The sequence below is a fragment of the Stutzerimonas sp. CXK-1 genome (assembly GCF_057738225.1).
The window spans coordinates 2,487,588-2,503,742 of sequence record NZ_CM173217.1 but is presented as its reverse complement, the minus strand read 5'-3'; the positions used below and the strand labels follow the sequence as shown (position 1 = coordinate 2,503,742).

General features: G+C 62.9%; 16 protein-coding genes. 14 read left to right on the top strand and 2 right to left on the bottom strand.

The features are described from left to right. Positions 1-278: 278 nt before the first annotated feature. From fadB to AC0KXH_RS11625, 6 genes are all read left to right on the top strand, one after another. Positions 279-2,426, top strand: coding sequence for a fatty acid oxidation complex subunit alpha FadB (gene fadB / locus AC0KXH_RS11650; protein ID WP_488223445.1), 2,148 nt, complete (start codon positions 279-281; stop codon positions 2,424-2,426). Positions 2,427-2,444: 18 nt separating this feature from the next. Then, entirely contained in the window at positions 2,445-3,620 is a 1,176-nt protein-coding gene (gene fadA, locus AC0KXH_RS11645; protein ID WP_041104787.1) for an acetyl-CoA C-acyltransferase FadA, read from the top strand. A 123-nt stretch (positions 3,621-3,743) separates the two neighbouring features. After that, positions 3,744-3,971, top strand: a complete 228-nt coding sequence (locus tag AC0KXH_RS11640; protein ID WP_041104789.1) for a DUF1653 domain-containing protein — start codon at positions 3,744-3,746, stop codon at positions 3,969-3,971. Positions 3,972-4,208: 237 nt separating this feature from the next. Beyond that, complete coding sequence (topA, locus tag AC0KXH_RS11635; protein WP_488223444.1) at positions 4,209-6,806, top strand: type I DNA topoisomerase; 2,598 nt, start codon at positions 4,209-4,211, stop codon at positions 6,804-6,806. 114 nt (positions 6,807-6,920) lie between these two features. Then, on the top strand, positions 6,921-7,442 hold the full coding sequence (locus AC0KXH_RS11630) for a DUF6586 family protein (RefSeq protein ID WP_043220815.1): 522 nt from the start codon (positions 6,921-6,923) through the stop codon (positions 7,440-7,442). A 223-nt stretch (positions 7,443-7,665) separates the two neighbouring features. Beyond that, entirely contained in the window at positions 7,666-7,902 is a 237-nt protein-coding gene (locus AC0KXH_RS11625) for a hypothetical protein (RefSeq protein WP_041104795.1), read from the top strand. 49 nt (positions 7,903-7,951) lie between these two features. On the opposite strand, the gene sulA is transcribed toward AC0KXH_RS11625, so the two are convergent. Further along, positions 7,952-8,422, bottom strand: coding sequence for an SOS-induced cell division inhibitor SulA (sulA, locus tag AC0KXH_RS11620; RefSeq protein ID WP_041104797.1), 471 nt, complete (start codon positions 8,420-8,422; stop codon positions 7,952-7,954). Between the two features lie 14 nt (positions 8,423-8,436). Then, on the bottom strand, positions 8,437-9,045 hold the full coding sequence (lexA, locus tag AC0KXH_RS11615; protein WP_041104799.1) for a transcriptional repressor LexA: 609 nt from the start codon (positions 9,043-9,045) through the stop codon (positions 8,437-8,439). Between the two features lie 194 nt (positions 9,046-9,239). Between lexA and AC0KXH_RS11610 the strand changes: the two genes are divergently transcribed. The 8 genes from AC0KXH_RS11610 to AC0KXH_RS11575 all read left to right on the top strand — a co-directional run bounded on the left by AC0KXH_RS11610 (position 9,240) and on the right by AC0KXH_RS11575 (position 16,153). After that, entirely contained in the window at positions 9,240-9,947 is a 708-nt protein-coding gene (locus tag AC0KXH_RS11610; RefSeq protein WP_488223443.1) for a TetR/AcrR family transcriptional regulator, read from the top strand. Between the two features lie 39 nt (positions 9,948-9,986). Beyond that, a complete protein-coding gene (locus tag AC0KXH_RS11605; RefSeq protein WP_312200281.1) occupies positions 9,987-10,511 on the top strand; it encodes a L,D-transpeptidase family protein in 525 nt (174 codons plus the stop codon). Between the two features lie 14 nt (positions 10,512-10,525). After that, a complete protein-coding gene (nagZ, locus tag AC0KXH_RS11600; protein WP_224110064.1) occupies positions 10,526-11,521 on the top strand; it encodes a beta-N-acetylhexosaminidase in 996 nt (331 codons plus the stop codon). A gap of 19 nt (positions 11,522-11,540) precedes the next feature. Beyond that, the gene (locus tag AC0KXH_RS11595) at positions 11,541-12,275 is read left to right on the top strand and encodes an S-methyl-5'-thioinosine phosphorylase (protein ID WP_061339020.1); all 735 of its coding nucleotides are present in this window, start codon (positions 11,541-11,543) and stop codon (positions 12,273-12,275) included. A gap of 117 nt (positions 12,276-12,392) precedes the next feature. Beyond that, on the top strand, positions 12,393-12,890 hold the full coding sequence (locus AC0KXH_RS11590; protein ID WP_041104808.1) for an LEA/WHy family protein: 498 nt from the start codon (positions 12,393-12,395) through the stop codon (positions 12,888-12,890). Between the two features lie 9 nt (positions 12,891-12,899). Next, positions 12,900-13,085 carry an SEC-C metal-binding domain-containing protein gene (locus AC0KXH_RS11585; protein ID WP_074519896.1) on the top strand — a complete coding sequence of 62 codons (186 nt, stop codon included), beginning with the start codon at positions 12,900-12,902 and terminating at the stop codon, positions 13,083-13,085. A gap of 7 nt (positions 13,086-13,092) precedes the next feature. Beyond that, entirely contained in the window at positions 13,093-13,557 is a 465-nt protein-coding gene (locus AC0KXH_RS11580) for a DUF2489 domain-containing protein (RefSeq protein ID WP_061339019.1), read from the top strand. A gap of 61 nt (positions 13,558-13,618) precedes the next feature. Continuing rightward, the gene (locus AC0KXH_RS11575) at positions 13,619-16,153 is read left to right on the top strand and encodes a penicillin acylase family protein (protein ID WP_488223442.1); all 2,535 of its coding nucleotides are present in this window, start codon (positions 13,619-13,621) and stop codon (positions 16,151-16,153) included. Positions 16,154-16,155 lie beyond the last annotated feature (2 nt).

The following is a 16,155-nucleotide window of genomic DNA, read 5'->3' as shown; positions in this document are numbered from 1 at the left end:
TGAATGGTCAGGCATTGTCCCTGGGAAGGCCAGTCGTGCGCCATCGCTGCGCTGGTGCCCCGCGCAGCGAAGAGCGCGTGCGACCGATTGACAAGGCGACGCTTTTCCTCGAAGGTGTGCCGACCCAAATCAAACGGGCGTATGAATCGAGCGTTTGCCAGCGAACCTCGAGTGCCCGATGTATCGTGTCGGTGGGTGTCGTCGCCGCAAGGCGCGGTCGAGGAAGGCCGAAGACGTGCGACGCGTAACGTTCAGCTTCCATTCCTGGAGATCAGTTGATGATTTACGAAGGTAAAGCCATCACGGTTAAGGCTCTTGAGAGCGGCATCGTCGAATTGAATTTCGACCTCAAGGGTGAGTCCGTCAATAAATTCAATCGCCTCACTCTCAACGATCTGCGCCAGGCAGTCGATGCCATCAAGGCCGACGCTTCGGTCAAGGGTGTCGTCGTCACCAGCGGCAAGGATGTGTTCATCGTCGGCGCCGACATCACCGAGTTCGTCGACAACTTCAAGTTGCCCGATGAAGAGCTGGTTGCCGGCAACCTCGAAGCAAACAAGATCTTCAACGATTTCGAAGACCTGGGCGTGCCCACCGTGGTCGCCATCAACGGCATCGCTCTGGGTGGCGGTTTCGAGATGTGCATGGCCGCTGACTATCGCGTCATGTCCACCGCCGCCAAGGTCGGTCTGCCGGAAGTCAAGTTGGGCATCTACCCGGGCTTTGGCGGCACCGTGCGTCTGCCGCGCCTGATCGGTGTGGACAACGCCGTCGAGTGGATCGCCTCCGGCAAGGAGAACCGCGCCGAAGACGCCCTCAAGGTGCACGCGGTCGATGCCGTCGTCGCTCCGGAGAAGCTGCAGGAAGCTGCACTGGATCTGGTCAAGCGCGCCATCTCCGGCGAACTGGACTACAAGGCCAAGCGCCAGCCGAAACTGGACAAGCTCAAGCTCAATGCCATCGAGCAGATGATGGCGTTCGAGACCACCAAGGCGTTCGTCGCAGGCCAGGCCGGCCCGAACTATCCGGCTCCGGTCGAAGCCATCAAGAGCATCCAGAAAGCGGCCAACTTCGGCCGTGACAAAGCGCTGGAAGTCGAAGCTGCCGGCTTCGTCAAGCTGGCCAAGACTTCGGTCGCCGAGAGCCTGATCGGCCTGTTCCTCAATGATCAGGAGCTGAAAAAGAAGGCCAAGGCCTACGACAAGCAGGCGCGCGACGTGAGGCTCGCTGCCGTACTGGGCGCCGGCATCATGGGTGGCGGCATCGCCTACCAGTCGGCTGTCAAGGGCACGCCGATCCTGATGAAGGATATCCGTGAAGAGGGTATTCAGATGGGTCTGGACGAGGCCTCCAAGCTGCTCGGCAAGCGTGTCGAGAAAGGCCGTCTGACGCCGGAGAAGATGGCTCAGGCGCTCAACGCCATCCGCCCGACCATGTCCTATGGCGATTTCGGCAACGTCGACATCGTCGTCGAAGCCGTGGTCGAGAACCCGAAGGTCAAGCACGCCGTGCTGGCCGAGGTGGAAGGCCACGTCCGTGAAGACGCGATCATCGCTTCCAACACCTCGACCATCTCCATCAGCTACCTGGCCCAGGCCCTCAAGCGTCCGGAAAACTTCTGCGGCATGCACTTCTTCAACCCTGTGCACATGATGCCGTTGGTGGAAGTCATCCGTGGCGAGAAGACCAGCGAAACCGCCATTGCTACCACCGTCGCCTACGCCAAGAAGATGGGCAAGAGCCCGGTCGTGGTCAACGATTGCCCGGGCTTCCTGGTCAACCGCGTGCTGTTCCCGTACTTCGGCGGCTTCGCCCGCGCCATCGCTCATGGTGTCGACTTCGTTCGTGCCGACAAGGTGATGGAGAAGTTCGGCTGGCCCATGGGCCCGGCCTACCTGATGGACGTCGTCGGCATGGACACCGGCCACCACGGCCGTGACGTGATGGCCGAAGGCTTCCCGGATCGCATGAAGGATGACAGCAAGACCGCCGTCGATGTCATGTATGAGGCCAATCGCCTCGGCCAGAAGAACGGCAAGGGCTTCTATGCCTACGAGATGGACAAGCGGGGCAAGCCGAAGAAGGTCGTCGATCCGCAGTCTTACGAGCTGCTCAAGCCGATCGTCAGCGAGACGCGCGAGCTGTCCGACGAGGACATCATCAACTACATGATGATCCCGCTGTGCCTGGAAACCGTGCGCTGCCTGGAAGACGGCATCGTCGAAACCGCTGCCGAAGCCGACATGGGCCTGATCTATGGCATTGGCTTCCCACCCTTCCGTGGTGGTGCGCTGCGCTACATCGATTCGATCGGCGTCGCCGAGTTCGTCGCGATGGCCGACAAGTACGCCGACCTGGGCCCGCTGTACCACCCGACCGCGAAGCTGCGTGAGATGGCTGCCAACGGCCAGCGCTTCTACGGTTAATCGAGGGAGAGAGAATTCATGAGCCTGAATCCAAGAGATGCAGTCATCGTCGACTTCGGTCGCACCCCGATGGGGCGCTCCAAGGGCGGCATGCACCGTAATACCCGCGCCGAGACCATGTCCGCACTGCTGATCGACGGCCTGCTGGCGCGCAATCCGAAGATCGACCCGGCCGAGGTCGAGGACGTGATCTGGGGCTGCGTCAACCAGACCCTCGAGCAGGGCTGGAACATCGCCCGTATGGCCTCGCTGCTGACCCGCATTCCGCACACCAGCGCCGGCCAGACCGTGAGCCGTCTGTGCGGTTCGTCCATGAGCGCCCTGCACACCGCCGTGCAGGCCATCCAGACCAACAACGGCGACGTGTTCGTCATTGGTGGCGTGGAGCACATGGGCCACGTCAGCATGATGCACGGTGTCGACCCGAACCCGCAGCTGTCGCTGCATGCGGCCAAGGCCTCGGGCATGATGGGCCTGACCGCCGAGATGCTCGGCAAGATGCACGGCATTACCCGTGAAGCCCAGGATCAGTTCGGCTACCGCTCGCACCAGCTGGCCTGGAAAGCGACTCAGGAAGGCAAGTTCAAGGACGAGATCATCCCGATGGAAGGTCACGACGAGAACGGCTTCCTCAAGGTCTTCGACTACGACGAAACCATCCGCCCGGAAACCACCCTCGAGGGTCTGGCCGAGCTCAAGCCGGCGTTCAACCCGAAGGGCGGCACCGTGACCGCCGGTACGTCTTCGCAGATCACTGACGGTGCGTCCTGCATGATCGTCATGTCGGCCCAGCGCGCCAAGGATCTCGGCATCCAGCCGATGGCCGTGGTTCGCGCCATGGCGCTGGCTGGTGTTGATCCGGCGATCATGGGCTACGGGCCGGTGCCGTCGACCCAGAAGGTGCTCAAGCGCGCCGGTCTGACCATGGACGACATCGACTTCGTCGAGCTCAACGAAGCCTTCGCCGCCCAGGCACTGCCGGTGCTCAAGGACCTCAAGCTGCTCGACAAGATGGAGCAGAAGGTCAACCTGCACGGTGGCGCCATCGCGCTGGGCCATCCGTTCGGCTGCTCCGGTGCGCGTATCTCCGGCACCCTGCTGAATGTGATGAAGCAGAACAACGGTACGCTGGGTATCGCCACCATGTGCATTGGCCTGGGCCAGGGCATCAGTACGGTGTTCGAGCGCGTCTGAAGTCGGCCTGACTGACAGTGACGGGCGACTGGGCTAGGCTGTGGCCTGTCGTCCGATGCTGCAGATTGGTGTCAATGAAAGCCGGGGCCGCAAGCCCCGGTTTTCCTTTTTATGGAGGCTCTCATGCAGGTCCAGCCGGGGCGTTATCGCCATTACAAGGGGCCGGAATACCGGGTGTTTGCTGTGGTTCGCCACTCCGAGACGGAGGAGCCACTGGTGTTCTACCAGGCGCTTTACGGCGAGCGAGGGCTGTGGGTGCGCCCGTTGTCGATGTTCGTCGAGTCGGTGGAAGTCGACGGCGAGCGTGTACCGCGCTTCGCACTGGTGGAGGCCGAGCCAAGCCGTTTCTGACGTTGCCCGGTTGGCAGCTCTGTCGACTGCCGGCTTGACCTGTCATCCGTCACCACTATATATAGCGGTGCTTTTCAGGCAGAGCGATCATGCAGCCTCGTCGCGACCCTTCGCCGTGGGCCGCTCGGATCGGTGCCGAGGTCCTGACTCCAGCTCGCCTGGCGTATCCGGCAAGCGCACTTCCGAGCTCCGCAAGCTCTCCTTCGTTCACTTCTCGATTCAGGAAATCTCCACTCCATGGGTAAATCGCTGGTCATCGTGGAATCACCGGCCAAGGCCAAGACCATCAACAAGTACCTGGGTAACCAGTACGTGGTGAAGTCGAGTATCGGCCATATCCGCGACCTTCCTACCAGCGGCTCTGCGAGCAAGGAGCCGGCCAAGCGCGGCAAGGCTGCCGAAGCCTCGTCGCTGTCGCCGAAGGAAAAGGCCAAGCGCCAGCTGTTTGCTCGAATGGGAGTGGACCCGGAGCACGGCTGGAAAGCCAAGTACGAGATCCTGCCGGGCAAGGAGAAGGTGATCGAGGAACTGCGACGCCTGGCCAAGGAAGCCGACACCATCTATCTCGCAACCGACTTGGACAGAGAAGGGGAGGCCATCGCCTGGCACCTGCGCGAATCCATCGGCGGCGACGACGAGCGCTACAAGCGCGTGGTGTTCAACGAGATCACCAAAAAGGCCATTCAGGAAGCCTTCGCCCAGCCCGGCGAGCTGGACATCAACCGGGTAAACGCCCAGCAAGCGCGGCGCTTCCTCGACCGGGTGGTGGGCTACATGGTCTCGCCGCTGCTCTGGCAGAAAATCGCGCGTGGGCTTTCGGCCGGTCGCGTACAGTCGGTAGCGGTCAAGCTGGTGGTCGAGCGCGAGCGCGAGATTCGCGCTTTCGTGCCTGAAGAGTACTGGGAAGTGCACGCCGATCTGGCGACGGCGCAGCAGGCCAAGGTGCGCTTCGAAGTCGCCCGCGAGAAGGGTGAGGCGTTCAAGCCGCTGAACGAGGCGCAGGCCAAGGCCGCGCTGGAAAAGCTCAAAAGCGCGACGTACAGCGTCAGCAAGCGCGAGGACAAGCCGACCTCGAGCAAGCCGTCGGCCCCCTTCATTACCTCGACGCTGCAGCAGGCGGCGAGCAATCGCCTGGGCTTCGGCGTAAAGAAGACCATGATGATGGCTCAGCGCCTGTACGAAGCTGGCTACATCACCTACATGCGTACCGACTCGACCAATCTTTCGGCCGATGCGCTGGTCATGGCCCGTGGGTTCATTGAAAGCGAATTCGGCAGCCAGTACCTGCCGGAGAAGCCCAACGTCTATTCCAGCAAGGAAGGCGCCCAGGAGGCCCACGAGGCGATTCGTCCATCGGACGTCAACCTGCGGCCCAACCAGCTGTCGGGCATGGAGCGCGACGCCGAGCGCCTCTATGAGCTGATCTGGCGCCAGTTCGTCGCCTGCCAGATGCTGCCTGCGCAGTACCTGTCGACTAGCGTGACCGTGACGGCCGGTGATTTCGAACTGCGTGCCAAGGGTCGCATCCTCAAGTTTGACGGCTACACCCGCGTGCTGCCGCAGCAGAGCAAGACGGGCGAAGATGACGTCTTGCCGGAAATGAAGCAGGGCGAGGCGATGGATTTGCTCGCGCTCGACCCCAGCCAGCACTTCACCAAGCCACCGGCGCGTTATTCCGAGGCGAGCCTGGTCAAGGAAATGGAAAAGCGCGGCATCGGCCGGCCGTCCACCTACGCGGCGATCATTTCGACCATTCAGGATCGCGGCTATGTCTCGCTGCATAACCGCCGCTTCTACGCCGAGAAAATGGGCGAGATCGTTACCGAGCGCCTCTCCGAGAGCTTCGAGAACCTGATGGACTACGGGTTCACCGCCGGCATGGAAGAGCATCTGGACGATGTCGCGCAGGGCGAGCGGGAGTGGAAGCACGTGCTTGACGAGTTCTACGGTGACTTCCGCCGCAAGCTCGAGATCGCAGAGTCGCCGGATAGCGGCATGCGTGCCAACCAGCCGACCCTGACCGATATTCCGTGCAAGGTCTGCGGGCGGCCAATGATGATCCGCACCGCCTCGACCGGCGTGTTCCTCGGTTGCTCCGGCTACAGCCTGCCGCCGAAGGAGCGCTGCAAATCGACTATCAATCTGATTCCGGGCGACGAAATCGCAGCCGATGACGAGGGCGAGTCCGAATCCCTGGTGCTCTTGGGCAAGCGCCGCTGCCCCATCTGCAGCAATGCGATGGATGCCTACCTGCTCGACGAAAAGCACAAGCTGCATATTTGCGGTAACAACCCCGACTGCGCGGGCTACGAAGTGGAGGAGGGGCAGTTCCGCATCAAGGGCTACGAGGGCCCTAGTCTGGAGTGCGACAAATGCGGCAGCGAGATGCAGCTCAAGACCGGCCGGTTCGGCAAGTTCTTTGGCTGCACCAATGCGGAATGCAAGAACACCCGCAAGCTCCTGAAGAATGGTGAGCCGGCGCCGCCGAAGATGGATGCGGTGAAGATGCCGGAACTCAAATGCGAAAAAGTCGACGATACCTACGTGCTGCGCGACGGGGCGTCGGGGCTGTTCCTGGCCGCCAGCCAGTTCCCGAAAAATCGCGAAACGCGCGCGCCGTTGGTCAGCGAGCTGATCCCGCACAGGGATGAGATCGATCCCAAGTACCACTTCCTGCTCCAAGCGCCGCAGCAGGATCCCGAAGGACGCCCAGCGGTCATTCGCTTCAGTCGCAAGACCAAGGAGCAGTACGTGCAGTCCGAGGTCAATGGCAAGCCCAGCGGCTGGAAGGCGTTCTACGACGGCGGTAAGTGGAAGGTGGAAGACAAGCGCTGATGCGCCGCTGCGACGGCGCCCGGTTCGAATGAGCGGGGCGCCCGTCGGGCATGTGCTGGTTTTGTCGCCGCAGGCGGTCCATTCTTGCGGCAATCCTGCTTTGCGGAGAGCACCATGGCTCACGAACGCTACACCCGTACCAACCAGAAACTGTTCTTTGCCGGCCTTTCGCTGGAAAACTGGCGCAAGGCTGACGCACTCGGCACCCTGAATGCTCAGGGGCAGGTCCAGGCCGAGCGTGAGGCGAGCCTGTTTCACCTATACGGGGCCGTGCTCGGCCTGTGCCATGAAATCGCTGGTTTCTACCGGTCGCCAGGTGCTGATGCGCCTCGCGCCGAGGCGTTTCTGAATCGCCAGGCGCTGGAGCAGGCGCCGAGCCAGGAGCTCGCCGAGCTGGTCGAACTCGCCGAACAGCCGGACACTTGGTTAGCCCGGTTGCTGTCGGCTCATGCCGCGTTGTTCCAGCCGCCTCAGGCGCCAACGAAGGCCAAAGTCGATCCACGGCAGCCGCTTATCGAGGCGGTGACGCTCGAGGAGGACCAGCCAGAAGCCTTGTCGCGAACCGAGCTGGAGCTCTGGCGCACGAACATCAAGGAGCTGGTGCTGCGCTTCCGCGAGACCATGACTGAGTGGTGACGTCCGGCTTGAATTGATTCGCGTCGTTTCTGTCGTGTCGTTCGTGCCTCACGGGTGGCCGGCGGCAAGGCATCAGGCCAGGGCTCGCTATGCCGGCGCGGCAGGTGGCGAGCTGAGATGCCTATGGCCGCGTTCATCGGCCTCATGGCTGAGCGCGGGGTACAAGCCTTTTCTCATGGCACTCCACTGGTACAATGCGCGCCTTTCAACGAGAGCCAACCGAATGCCTACGTCTTTTCTAGAGATTGTCGAGATGCCCGATGGGCGCATCGTGCTCCGCCGCGCCGAAGACGAGGAGGTGCTGGTCACGCTGGATTTCTCCGAGGAGGCCAGGCTGTTCCTGCAGGGACAGCACGTCGAGGTGGCTAAGGCGATGTTCAACGTCGGCGTGCAGATGGCGGGGAAAATGGCCGAAGGCGATTTCGAATACGAGGATGAGTCGCCGCGCGTCTTGCATTGATACGAAGCGGCTTGCCGGCACGATCCCTGTGCCGCCGAGAGGGAAGGGCCTAGCAGCCCAGGCGGATATTCAGCCCTTTGGCCTGGCCCAGGCTGGCCGCCGCACGAAGCTTGTTACGCTCAGCGTTGCTGAGCTTTTCCTGCCAGGTGATCACGGTGTGACTGCAGCCCGAGCCGAGTGCCTTGCAGGCCAGTTCGAGCGCGCTTTGGTCATTACGAGGGTGCAGAACGATCACACGTTGGCGGTTCAGGCCGCTGTCACGCAGCCAGTTGCCGCTCAGTGAGCCGGGGGGCGCAATCAGCGTCAGCCAGCGTTTGTCGTCCGCCTCGCTGAGATCCCTCAGGATAGGCGTCAACAACAGGTGGCAGTGTTCGCTGTTGCCGCTCAGGCTAAGCTCGCTAAGGTACTCGGGGCGAGGCTCGACAGAGGCAGGGGCTGCACAGAATGGCATGGCGCGCTGGGCCATCATGCCTTCGAACAGTGACAGCTGTGGTCGCATGGTTTCGGAACGGTACTGCATGATCCTTCTCCTGTTTAGCGGCGAATGACACCGACGCTCAACCCTTCGATGACCAGCTCCTGCTCTTCGAGGTCTACCTCGATCGGCGCGAAGTCCTCGTTTTCGGCCAGAAGCCACACCTTGTTGCCCTCACGCTTGAAGCGCTTGACTGTGACTTCATCGCCGACTCGAGCGACTATCACTTGCCCGTTGCGTGCTTCGCGCGTGGTATGGACGGCAAGCAGATCGCCATCGAAGATGCCGATGTCCTTCATGCTCATGCCGCGCACCCGTAGCAGATAATCGGCTTTCGGATGGAAAAAGGCGGGGTTGATCTGGCAGGATTCTTCGACATGCTGTTGCGCCAGGATGGGCGCACCGGCCGCGACCCGGCCAATGATAGGTAGCCCGCTCTCGTGCGTGGCTGGCTCGAAATCGGGGATGCGGATGCCGCGTGAGGCGCCCGGTGTCATTTCGATGGCGCCTTTGCGCGCCAGGGCCTTGAGATGCTCTTCGGCTGCGTTGGGGGATTTGAAGCCGAGCTCCTGCGCGATCTCCGCTCGTGTTGGCGGGTAACCGTTGTCTTCGAGGCAGCGTTTGATGAAGTCGAGGATCTGAGACTGGCGGGGCGTGAGCTTGATCATGGCGGTCTCTGTTCTTTTATACAGTGCCTGGGATTATATACAGTGCATGCGGGTTGGCAATCGCCTCGCGTCGCGCCTTTTCCTCTTAAAAGGCCGGTTGCGACAAAGCGGCACAACCGCCGAAGCGGATGCAGGTTGACTTGGTAGACACTGAAACGTAAGTTTCAAACACTTGTTTGTCTTCTGGAGGGGGCATGGCGCAGTCGGAAACAGTTGAGCGCATTCTCGATGCTGCGGAACAGCTGTTCGCGGAAAAGGGCTTCGCCGAGACTTCGCTTCGTCTGATCACCAGCAAGGCCGGGGTGAACCTGGCGGCGGTGAACTATCACTTTGGCTCGAAGAAGGCGCTGATTCAGGCCGTGTTCTCACGGTTTCTCGGTCCGTTCTGCGCGAGCCTCGAACGCGAACTCGACCGCCGAGAGGCGCTTGCCGGAAAGCCGGACACCCTTGAGGAGCTACTCGGTATCCTGGTCGAGCAGGCGCTGGCTGTGAAGCCGCGCAGCGGTGACGACCTGTCCATCTTCATGCGCTTGCTCGGTCTGTCGTTCAGCCAGAGCCAGGGACACCTGCGGCATTATCTCGAAGACATGTACGGCAAGGTGTTTCGCCGCTACATGCTGCGGGTACACGAGGCGGCTCCGTCGCTGCCGCCGATCGAGCTGTTCTGGCGAGTGCATTTCATGCTGGGTGCAGCAGCCTTCAGCATGTCCGGCATCAAGGCGCTCAGGGCCATCGCCGAGAACGATTTTGGCGCGCGTACATCGATCGAGCAGGTCATGCGGATGATGGTGCCGTTCCTGGCTGCCGGTATGCGCGCCGACAGTGCCATCGCCGATACGCCACTGGCCGAGGCTCAGCCGTTGGCCCGGCGCAATGCGGTGGCGGTTCCTGCCAAGGCTTGAGGTTCAAGCCTGTGGCTGCTTGGGCTAAGCTAGCGGCCCATGGCTGACCTCGATTTGCTCCTCGTTTCCCTCGCTGACCAGTGCCTGTACGGGTTCACCCGCGACAGGCTCTGTTTTCGTGCCTCTGTTTCCACTGCCGTGAACGGGCCGGGCGAACACAATGGCTCGGGCTGTACGCCGCGCGGCTTGCACCAGGTGCGTGCGAAGGTCGGTGCGGGTCTGCCGGCCGGGGCAGTATTGCGCGGCCGACGCTGGACCGGAGAGGTCTGGACGCCGCAGTTGCACGCGCAGTTTCCGGCGCGCGACTGGATCCTCAGTCGGATTCTCTGGCTGAGCGGCTGCGAACAGGGCGTCAACCGACTCGGAAGCGTCGATACGTTCCGACGCTACATCTATATACACGGCACACCCGACACCGAGCCAATGGGTGTGCCGCTATCCCACGGCTGTGTGCGCATGCGCAACGAAGAGCTGATAGCGCTGTTCGCACGGGTGCCGTTGCACTGCGCCGTTCGCATCGACGAAGCCTCTTATCCTCAGTGGGCTCACGCCAAACTCGATTAAGGATTCTTTGCCTCATGCAAGGTTCATTGATGCTGGATATCGGCGGCACCTGGCTGACTGCCGAGGATCGCCAGTTGCTGCGCCAGCCGCAGGTCGGCGGCTTGATCCTGTTCGCGCGCAACATCGACCATCCTCGCCAGGTGCTGGATCTCTGCCGGGCCGTGCGCGCCGAGCGCCCGGACTTGCTGATTGCCGTCGATCAGGAAGGCGGTCGTGTCCAGCGCTTGCGGCAGGGCTTCGTCAGATTGCCGGCAATGCGCGAGTTCGCCCACCACCCGGATGCCGTCGAGCTTGCCCGGGCCTGCGGCTGGTTGATGGCCACGGAGGTACTCGCGGCCGGCCTCGATTTCAGCTTTGCTCCGGTGCTCGATCTCGACCATCAGCGCAGTGCGGTAATCGGTGCGCGGGCGTTCGAGGCGGCACCCGAGCGTGCGGCCGAACTGGCCGGCGCCTTTATCGGCGGGATGCATGCGGCGGGCATGCCGGCGACCGGAAAGCACTTCCCCGGCCACGGCTGGGCCGAAGCCGATTCGCACGTGGCGATACCGCGTGACGAGCGTAGCCTCGAGGAGATTCGTCAGTGCGATCTGCTGCCGTTCCGGCGGCTGGCGTCTACGCTGGACGCAGTGATGCCCGCGCACGTGATCTATCCACAGGTAGATTCTCAGCCGGCGGGCTTCTCCCAGCGCTGGCTGCAAGAGGTGTTACGCGGCGAGCTGGGTTTCTCCGGCGTGATCTTCAGCGACGATCTTTCCATGGCCGGCGCCCATGTAGCGGGCGATGCTGCGGCGCGCATCGAGGCCGCGCTGAGCGCCGGCTGTGACATGGGGCTGGTGTGCAACGACCGGGCAGCCGCCGAGCTGGCCGTTTCGGCATTGCAGCGGCTGGCTGTAAAGCCCTCGCCGAGGCTGGCCCGGATGCGCGCCCGTTCCGTGATTGCGCAGGACTACAAGCAGAGCCCGCGTTGGCTTTCCGCGCTCGGTGCGTTGCGCGGCGCAGGTCTGGTATGACCCCCTCAGAGAACCAAGCATGACTGTACACGCCATCATCGGCGGAACCGGGCTGACCCAGCTGGATGGCCTGGTGCTGCGCGATGCCAAACGCATTGAAACCCCGTATGGCCTGCCGTCGGCAGACATCCTCCATGGCCGTTACGCCGGCGGTGAAGTGCTGTTCCTGGCGCGCCATGGCCACCCCCATCGCATCCCGCCGCACGAGGTCAACTATCGAGCAAATCTCTGGGCGCTTAAGGAGGCGGGGGCTGAGAGCGTCGTGGCGGTCAACGCGGTGGGCGGCATCCACGCTGCGATGGGCGCGGGGCACTTCTGCGTACCGCACCAGATCATCGATTACACCTATGGTCGAGCGCATACGTTTTTCGAAGGTGAGCTCGAACAGGTGACGCATGTCGACTTCAGCTATCCCTACGACGAGTCGTTGCGTCAGCGCCTGGTCACCGCCCTCGCCGCCGAGGGCTTTGCCTTCAGCAGCCATGGCGTATACGGCTGTACCCAGGGCCCGCGCCTGGAGACGGTGGCGGAGATCGCGCGGATGGAGCGTGACGGCTGCGACATCGTCGGCATGACCGGTATGCCGGAGGCCGTGTTGGCGCGCGAGCTGGAGCTTCCCTACGCCTGCCTGGCACTGGTGGTCAATCCGGCAGCAGGAAAGTCCGGCGGGATCATCACCATGGCGCAGATCGAGGCCGCGCTGGCCGAGGGTATCGGCAAGGCACGTGCGGTGCTGGCTCGCATTCTGGGCTGAAGCACCTGGCTGCAACAGGGCTGTCATGCCGGCGCGTGACACTGGCAATTTGCAACTTGCCCCCATTGCGGCTGCCGGACCGCTTGCTACACTGAGCCGTCCTTTGGAGTACTTGGAATGTTCGATCAGCGGCGCACAATAACAATACTCAGAACGGTGCTATTGCTGAGTCTGCTCGGTTCGCTAACTGCCTGTTCAACCTGGTTCAGTAACAATTTCGTCGATCCCAAGGTTCAGTTGACGAAGGTCGAGGTGGTCAAGGCCCGCTTGCTGGAGCAGCAGTTCATGCTGCGTTTTCGCATCGATAACCCCAACGATCACAGCCTGCCGGTCCGCGGCCTGCGCTACAAGGTACATCTCAACGAGGTGGAGCTGGCCGACGGCGAATCGAGTGGCTGGCTGACGGTGCCCGCGCACGGGTTCGAGTACTACGAAGTCACCGTGCACACCAACTTGTGGAAGCACATGAAGTACATCGTGCGGCTGCTGGAAAAGCCTGATCGGGCCATCCGCTACAGTCTCGATGGTGAGCTCAAGACCGGCCTGATGCTTGGACGTGCTGTGCAGATCTCCACCAAAGGAGAGATAATCCCCGGCAACTTTATCCCGGAGTGACGCAGCAACATGACTCAAGAACCTCACGTACACGGCCCCGACTGCAATCACGACCACGAGCATCATCACCATGTCCATGGTCCGCACTGCAATCATGCGTCGGAGCCGGTTCGCAACCCGCTGAAGGACGTCGGTCGCAACGACCCATGCCCATGCGGCAGCCAGAAGAAATTCAAGAAGTGTCACGGGGCCTGATTGTTCCATGTCGCCCGTCGTGCTCGTGCTGCTGAGTCTGGGTGCGTTGGTGATTGCCGCGCTGGGCGGTTATGCCTTGTATCTCTGGCGCCGCGTCTGGCGCGTTGAACGCGAACAGCAGGCGCAGCAGACCAAGCGGCAGATTGCGCTGGCTGAGGATTTGCGGATCCTGGCTGGCAGCCTGCTCGACGAGCAGCTGCCACTGATCGAAGGTGCGATTCGCATCAAGGTTCTGCTCGATCACTACGATCCTGTTCTGGGGCAAGACCCTCGCTGCCAGGTGTTCCATCAGCTCTACGAGGCGACCGAGCAGGTGCCGACCCACGGCGCCTGGAAAGCGCTGGAGCGCAGTGAGCGGCGTCGCTACGAGGCGGCCTTCAGTGCGCTGGAACTCAAGCACAAGGCCGAGGCTCGGCGCTGTGCACGCTGGCTGCTCGACGAAGCGCTACCAGCATCCGGCCGAGCGGCTTGATCAGCAAAGCTCCCTAACTGTCTATCACCTGTCTGTCGGCTCGCCCCGCGAGGAGTTATCCATGTCGACGCGTTTGCCTGTCTCCTTGTCTCGCATTGCCATTGGCGCAGCGCTTGGGTTGTTCGGCCTGGCCGGGTGTCAGGCCTATCTGGATAGCCGTTACGCCGACAGTGTGGCACCGGCGCACGGTGTCCAGCCGCTGAAGGGGCTGGCAGGCAGTGTCAGTGTGCGGCGCAATGCACTGGGCATGCCGCTGATCGAAAGTCAGTCATTGCACGATGCGATCTTTGCCATGGGCTACGTGCATGCCAGTGACCGGCTCGGGCAGATGATCAGCCTGCGCCTGACGGCCCAGGGGCGGCTGGCTGAAATGGTCGGCCCCGGCGTGCTGGACATCGACCGCTTCATGCGTGCGGTGAATCTGCGCCAGAGCGCCGAACTCTTCTACCGCGAGGCATCGCCGCGCATGAAGAAGATCTTCGAGGTCTACGCGCGCGGCGTGAACGCCTATCTGTATCGCTATCGCGACCGGCTGCCGATGGAGCTCGCCGAGTCGGGCTATCGACCCGAGTACTGGAAGCCGGAAGACTCCGTGCTGATCTTCTGCCTGCTCAATTTCGGCCTTTCGGTGAACCTGCAGGAAGAGATCGCCGCACTGGCGCTGGCCCAGCAGGTGGGCAGCGACAAGCTGGCCTGGCTGCTGCCGACCTATCCCGACGAACCGCTGCCGTTCGATGAAGCCGCCAAGCTGGACGGGCTTTCGCTCGGCGGGCAGATTCCGGGGCTGGACAGCGTCGCCGAGACGACCCGTCGCGTTGCCGCTTTCAACATGCTGGGCGTCGCCGCCTCGAACAACTGGGCTGTCGCGGCGAGCCGCAGCCGCACCGGCAAACCCTTGTTCGCCAACGACACGCACTTGCCGTTGTCGATGCCCTCGTACTGGAATTTCATGCAAATCCGTTCGCCGAAGTTCCAGGCTGCCGGCGTAACGGTCGCCGGGGTGCCGGCCGTGGTCGCCGGCTTCAACGGCAAGCTCGCTTGGGGCATGACGATGGTCATGGGCGACAATCAGGACCTGTTTCTCGAAAAGGTCCGCCGAGATGGCGAACGCATGCTGTACCTGGCCGACGGGCGCTGGGTGCCGGCCCAGGTGCGCCACGAAACCTACTTCATCAAGGGCGCGCGGCCTGTTCGCGAAACCCTCTACGAGACGCGTAACGGCCCCCTGCTGAACACTGTGCTGGGCCCGCGTAAGCACCCGCTGCAACCGCTGGAACTCAAGAGCGGCTACGGCCTGGCACTGAAGAGCACGCTGCGCGAGGCCGATCGCTCGCTCGATGCGTTCTTCGACCTGTCCCGTGCCGGCTCCGTCGAGCAGGCTTTCGAGGCCAGCGGGCGCATCGGTGCCATGCCGTTGAACATGCTGTTCGCCGACGAACGCAGCATTGGCTGGCAGGTCACCGGGCGTTACCCGAACCGCCGTGAGGGGCTGGGCCTGGTGCCGTCGCCCGGCTGGGACGGGCGCTATGACTGGGATGGTTTCGCCGATTCGATGCTGCATCCCTACGACCAGGACCCGGCTCAAGGCTGGCTGGGCACCGCGAACCACCGTACCGTGCCTCGCGGCTATGGCATGCAGCTGTCGAGCTCCTGGTATTACCCTGAACGCTACGAGCGGCTTGCCGAGCTCGCCGGCAGCGGCCGGCATGACACGCGCAGCATGATGGCCATGCAATACGATCAGCGCACGCCGTTCGCCGCCAAGCTCCAGGCGATGCTGCAGGGGCCGGGCATGGCGCAGCCGCTGAAGGCGGCTGTCGCAGCGTTGCCAGCCGAGCAGCGGGTGCGCGCCGAAGAAGCATTGCGCCGTCTGCTGGCGTTCGATGGCGAGCTGGCCGCCGACTCGGCGGACGCGGCACTCTATGGCGCTTTCCTGCAGGAGAGCGCGCGGCAGATCTTCCTCGATGAGCTCGGCCCGGAAGATCGACCGGCCTGGCAGGCGCTGATTCAGGCCTCCACCTTGTCCTACTCGGCGCAGGCCGATCACTTGCTCGGCCGCGACGACAGCCCGTTCTGGGACGACCAGCGCACCGCCACCGTCGAGGACAAGCCCACCATCATTGCGCGCAGCCTGGCAGCGGCGGTGAGCTCGCTGGAAACCCGCCTCGGCCCCGATCGTCAGGCCTGGCAGTGGGGCAAGCTGCATCGCTACGAGTGGGTCAGCGGAGCCACCCAGCTCGCGCCTCATATGCCGGCCGGTCAGCGCCGCGCCATCGAAGCGCTGGACGGCTACCTCAATCGCGGGCCTTACCCGGCCGGCGGCGATCACTCCACGCTCAACGTATCGGCTTACCACTGGGGCGCGGATTTCGACACTTGGCTGATTCCGGCAATGCGCATCATCGTCGATTTCGGGCGCGACGAACCGATGATCGGGCTGAACAGCTCCGGACAGTCCGGCAACCCGGCCAGTGAACACTATGCCGATGGCATCGACGCCTGGCTCAAGGGGGCGTATCAGAGCTTCCCGCTGAAGCCTGCCAATCTGGACAAGGTGTACGGCACGCAGCGCCTGCTGCTGACCCCGGCTCGCTGAGC

Bases quoted from the DNA above. Each gene is read 5' to 3' on its own strand.
- nagZ (WP_224110064.1), top strand. From the start codon at position 10,526: ATGCAAGGTTCATTGATGCTGGATATCGGCGGCACCTGGCTGACTGCC.
- topA (WP_488223444.1), top strand. From the start codon at position 4,209: ATGGGTAAATCGCTGGTCATCGTGGAATCACCGGCCAAGGCCAAGACC.
- lexA (WP_041104799.1), bottom strand. From the start codon at position 9,045: ATGATCAAGCTCACGCCCCGCCAGTCTCAGATCCTCGACTTCATCAAA.
- AC0KXH_RS11595 (WP_061339020.1), top strand. From the start codon at position 11,541: ATGACTGTACACGCCATCATCGGCGGAACCGGGCTGACCCAGCTGGAT.
- AC0KXH_RS11625 (WP_041104795.1), top strand. From the start codon at position 7,666: ATGCCTACGTCTTTTCTAGAGATTGTCGAGATGCCCGATGGGCGCATC.
- fadB (WP_488223445.1), top strand. From the start codon at position 279: ATGATTTACGAAGGTAAAGCCATCACGGTTAAGGCTCTTGAGAGCGGC.
- AC0KXH_RS11610 (WP_488223443.1), top strand. From the start codon at position 9,240: ATGGCGCAGTCGGAAACAGTTGAGCGCATTCTCGATGCTGCGGAACAG.
- AC0KXH_RS11605 (WP_312200281.1), top strand. From the start codon at position 9,987: ATGGCTGACCTCGATTTGCTCCTCGTTTCCCTCGCTGACCAGTGCCTG.
- AC0KXH_RS11590 (WP_041104808.1), top strand. From the start codon at position 12,393: ATGTTCGATCAGCGGCGCACAATAACAATACTCAGAACGGTGCTATTG.
- AC0KXH_RS11630 (WP_043220815.1), top strand. From the start codon at position 6,921: ATGGCTCACGAACGCTACACCCGTACCAACCAGAAACTGTTCTTTGCC.
- sulA (WP_041104797.1), bottom strand. From the start codon at position 8,422: ATGCAGTACCGTTCCGAAACCATGCGACCACAGCTGTCACTGTTCGAA.
- AC0KXH_RS11580 (WP_061339019.1), top strand. From the start codon at position 13,093: ATGTCGCCCGTCGTGCTCGTGCTGCTGAGTCTGGGTGCGTTGGTGATT.
- AC0KXH_RS11575 (WP_488223442.1), top strand. From the start codon at position 13,619: ATGTCGACGCGTTTGCCTGTCTCCTTGTCTCGCATTGCCATTGGCGCA.
- AC0KXH_RS11640 (WP_041104789.1), top strand. From the start codon at position 3,744: ATGCAGGTCCAGCCGGGGCGTTATCGCCATTACAAGGGGCCGGAATAC.
- fadA (WP_041104787.1), top strand. From the start codon at position 2,445: ATGAGCCTGAATCCAAGAGATGCAGTCATCGTCGACTTCGGTCGCACC.
- AC0KXH_RS11585 (WP_074519896.1), top strand. From the start codon at position 12,900: ATGACTCAAGAACCTCACGTACACGGCCCCGACTGCAATCACGACCAC.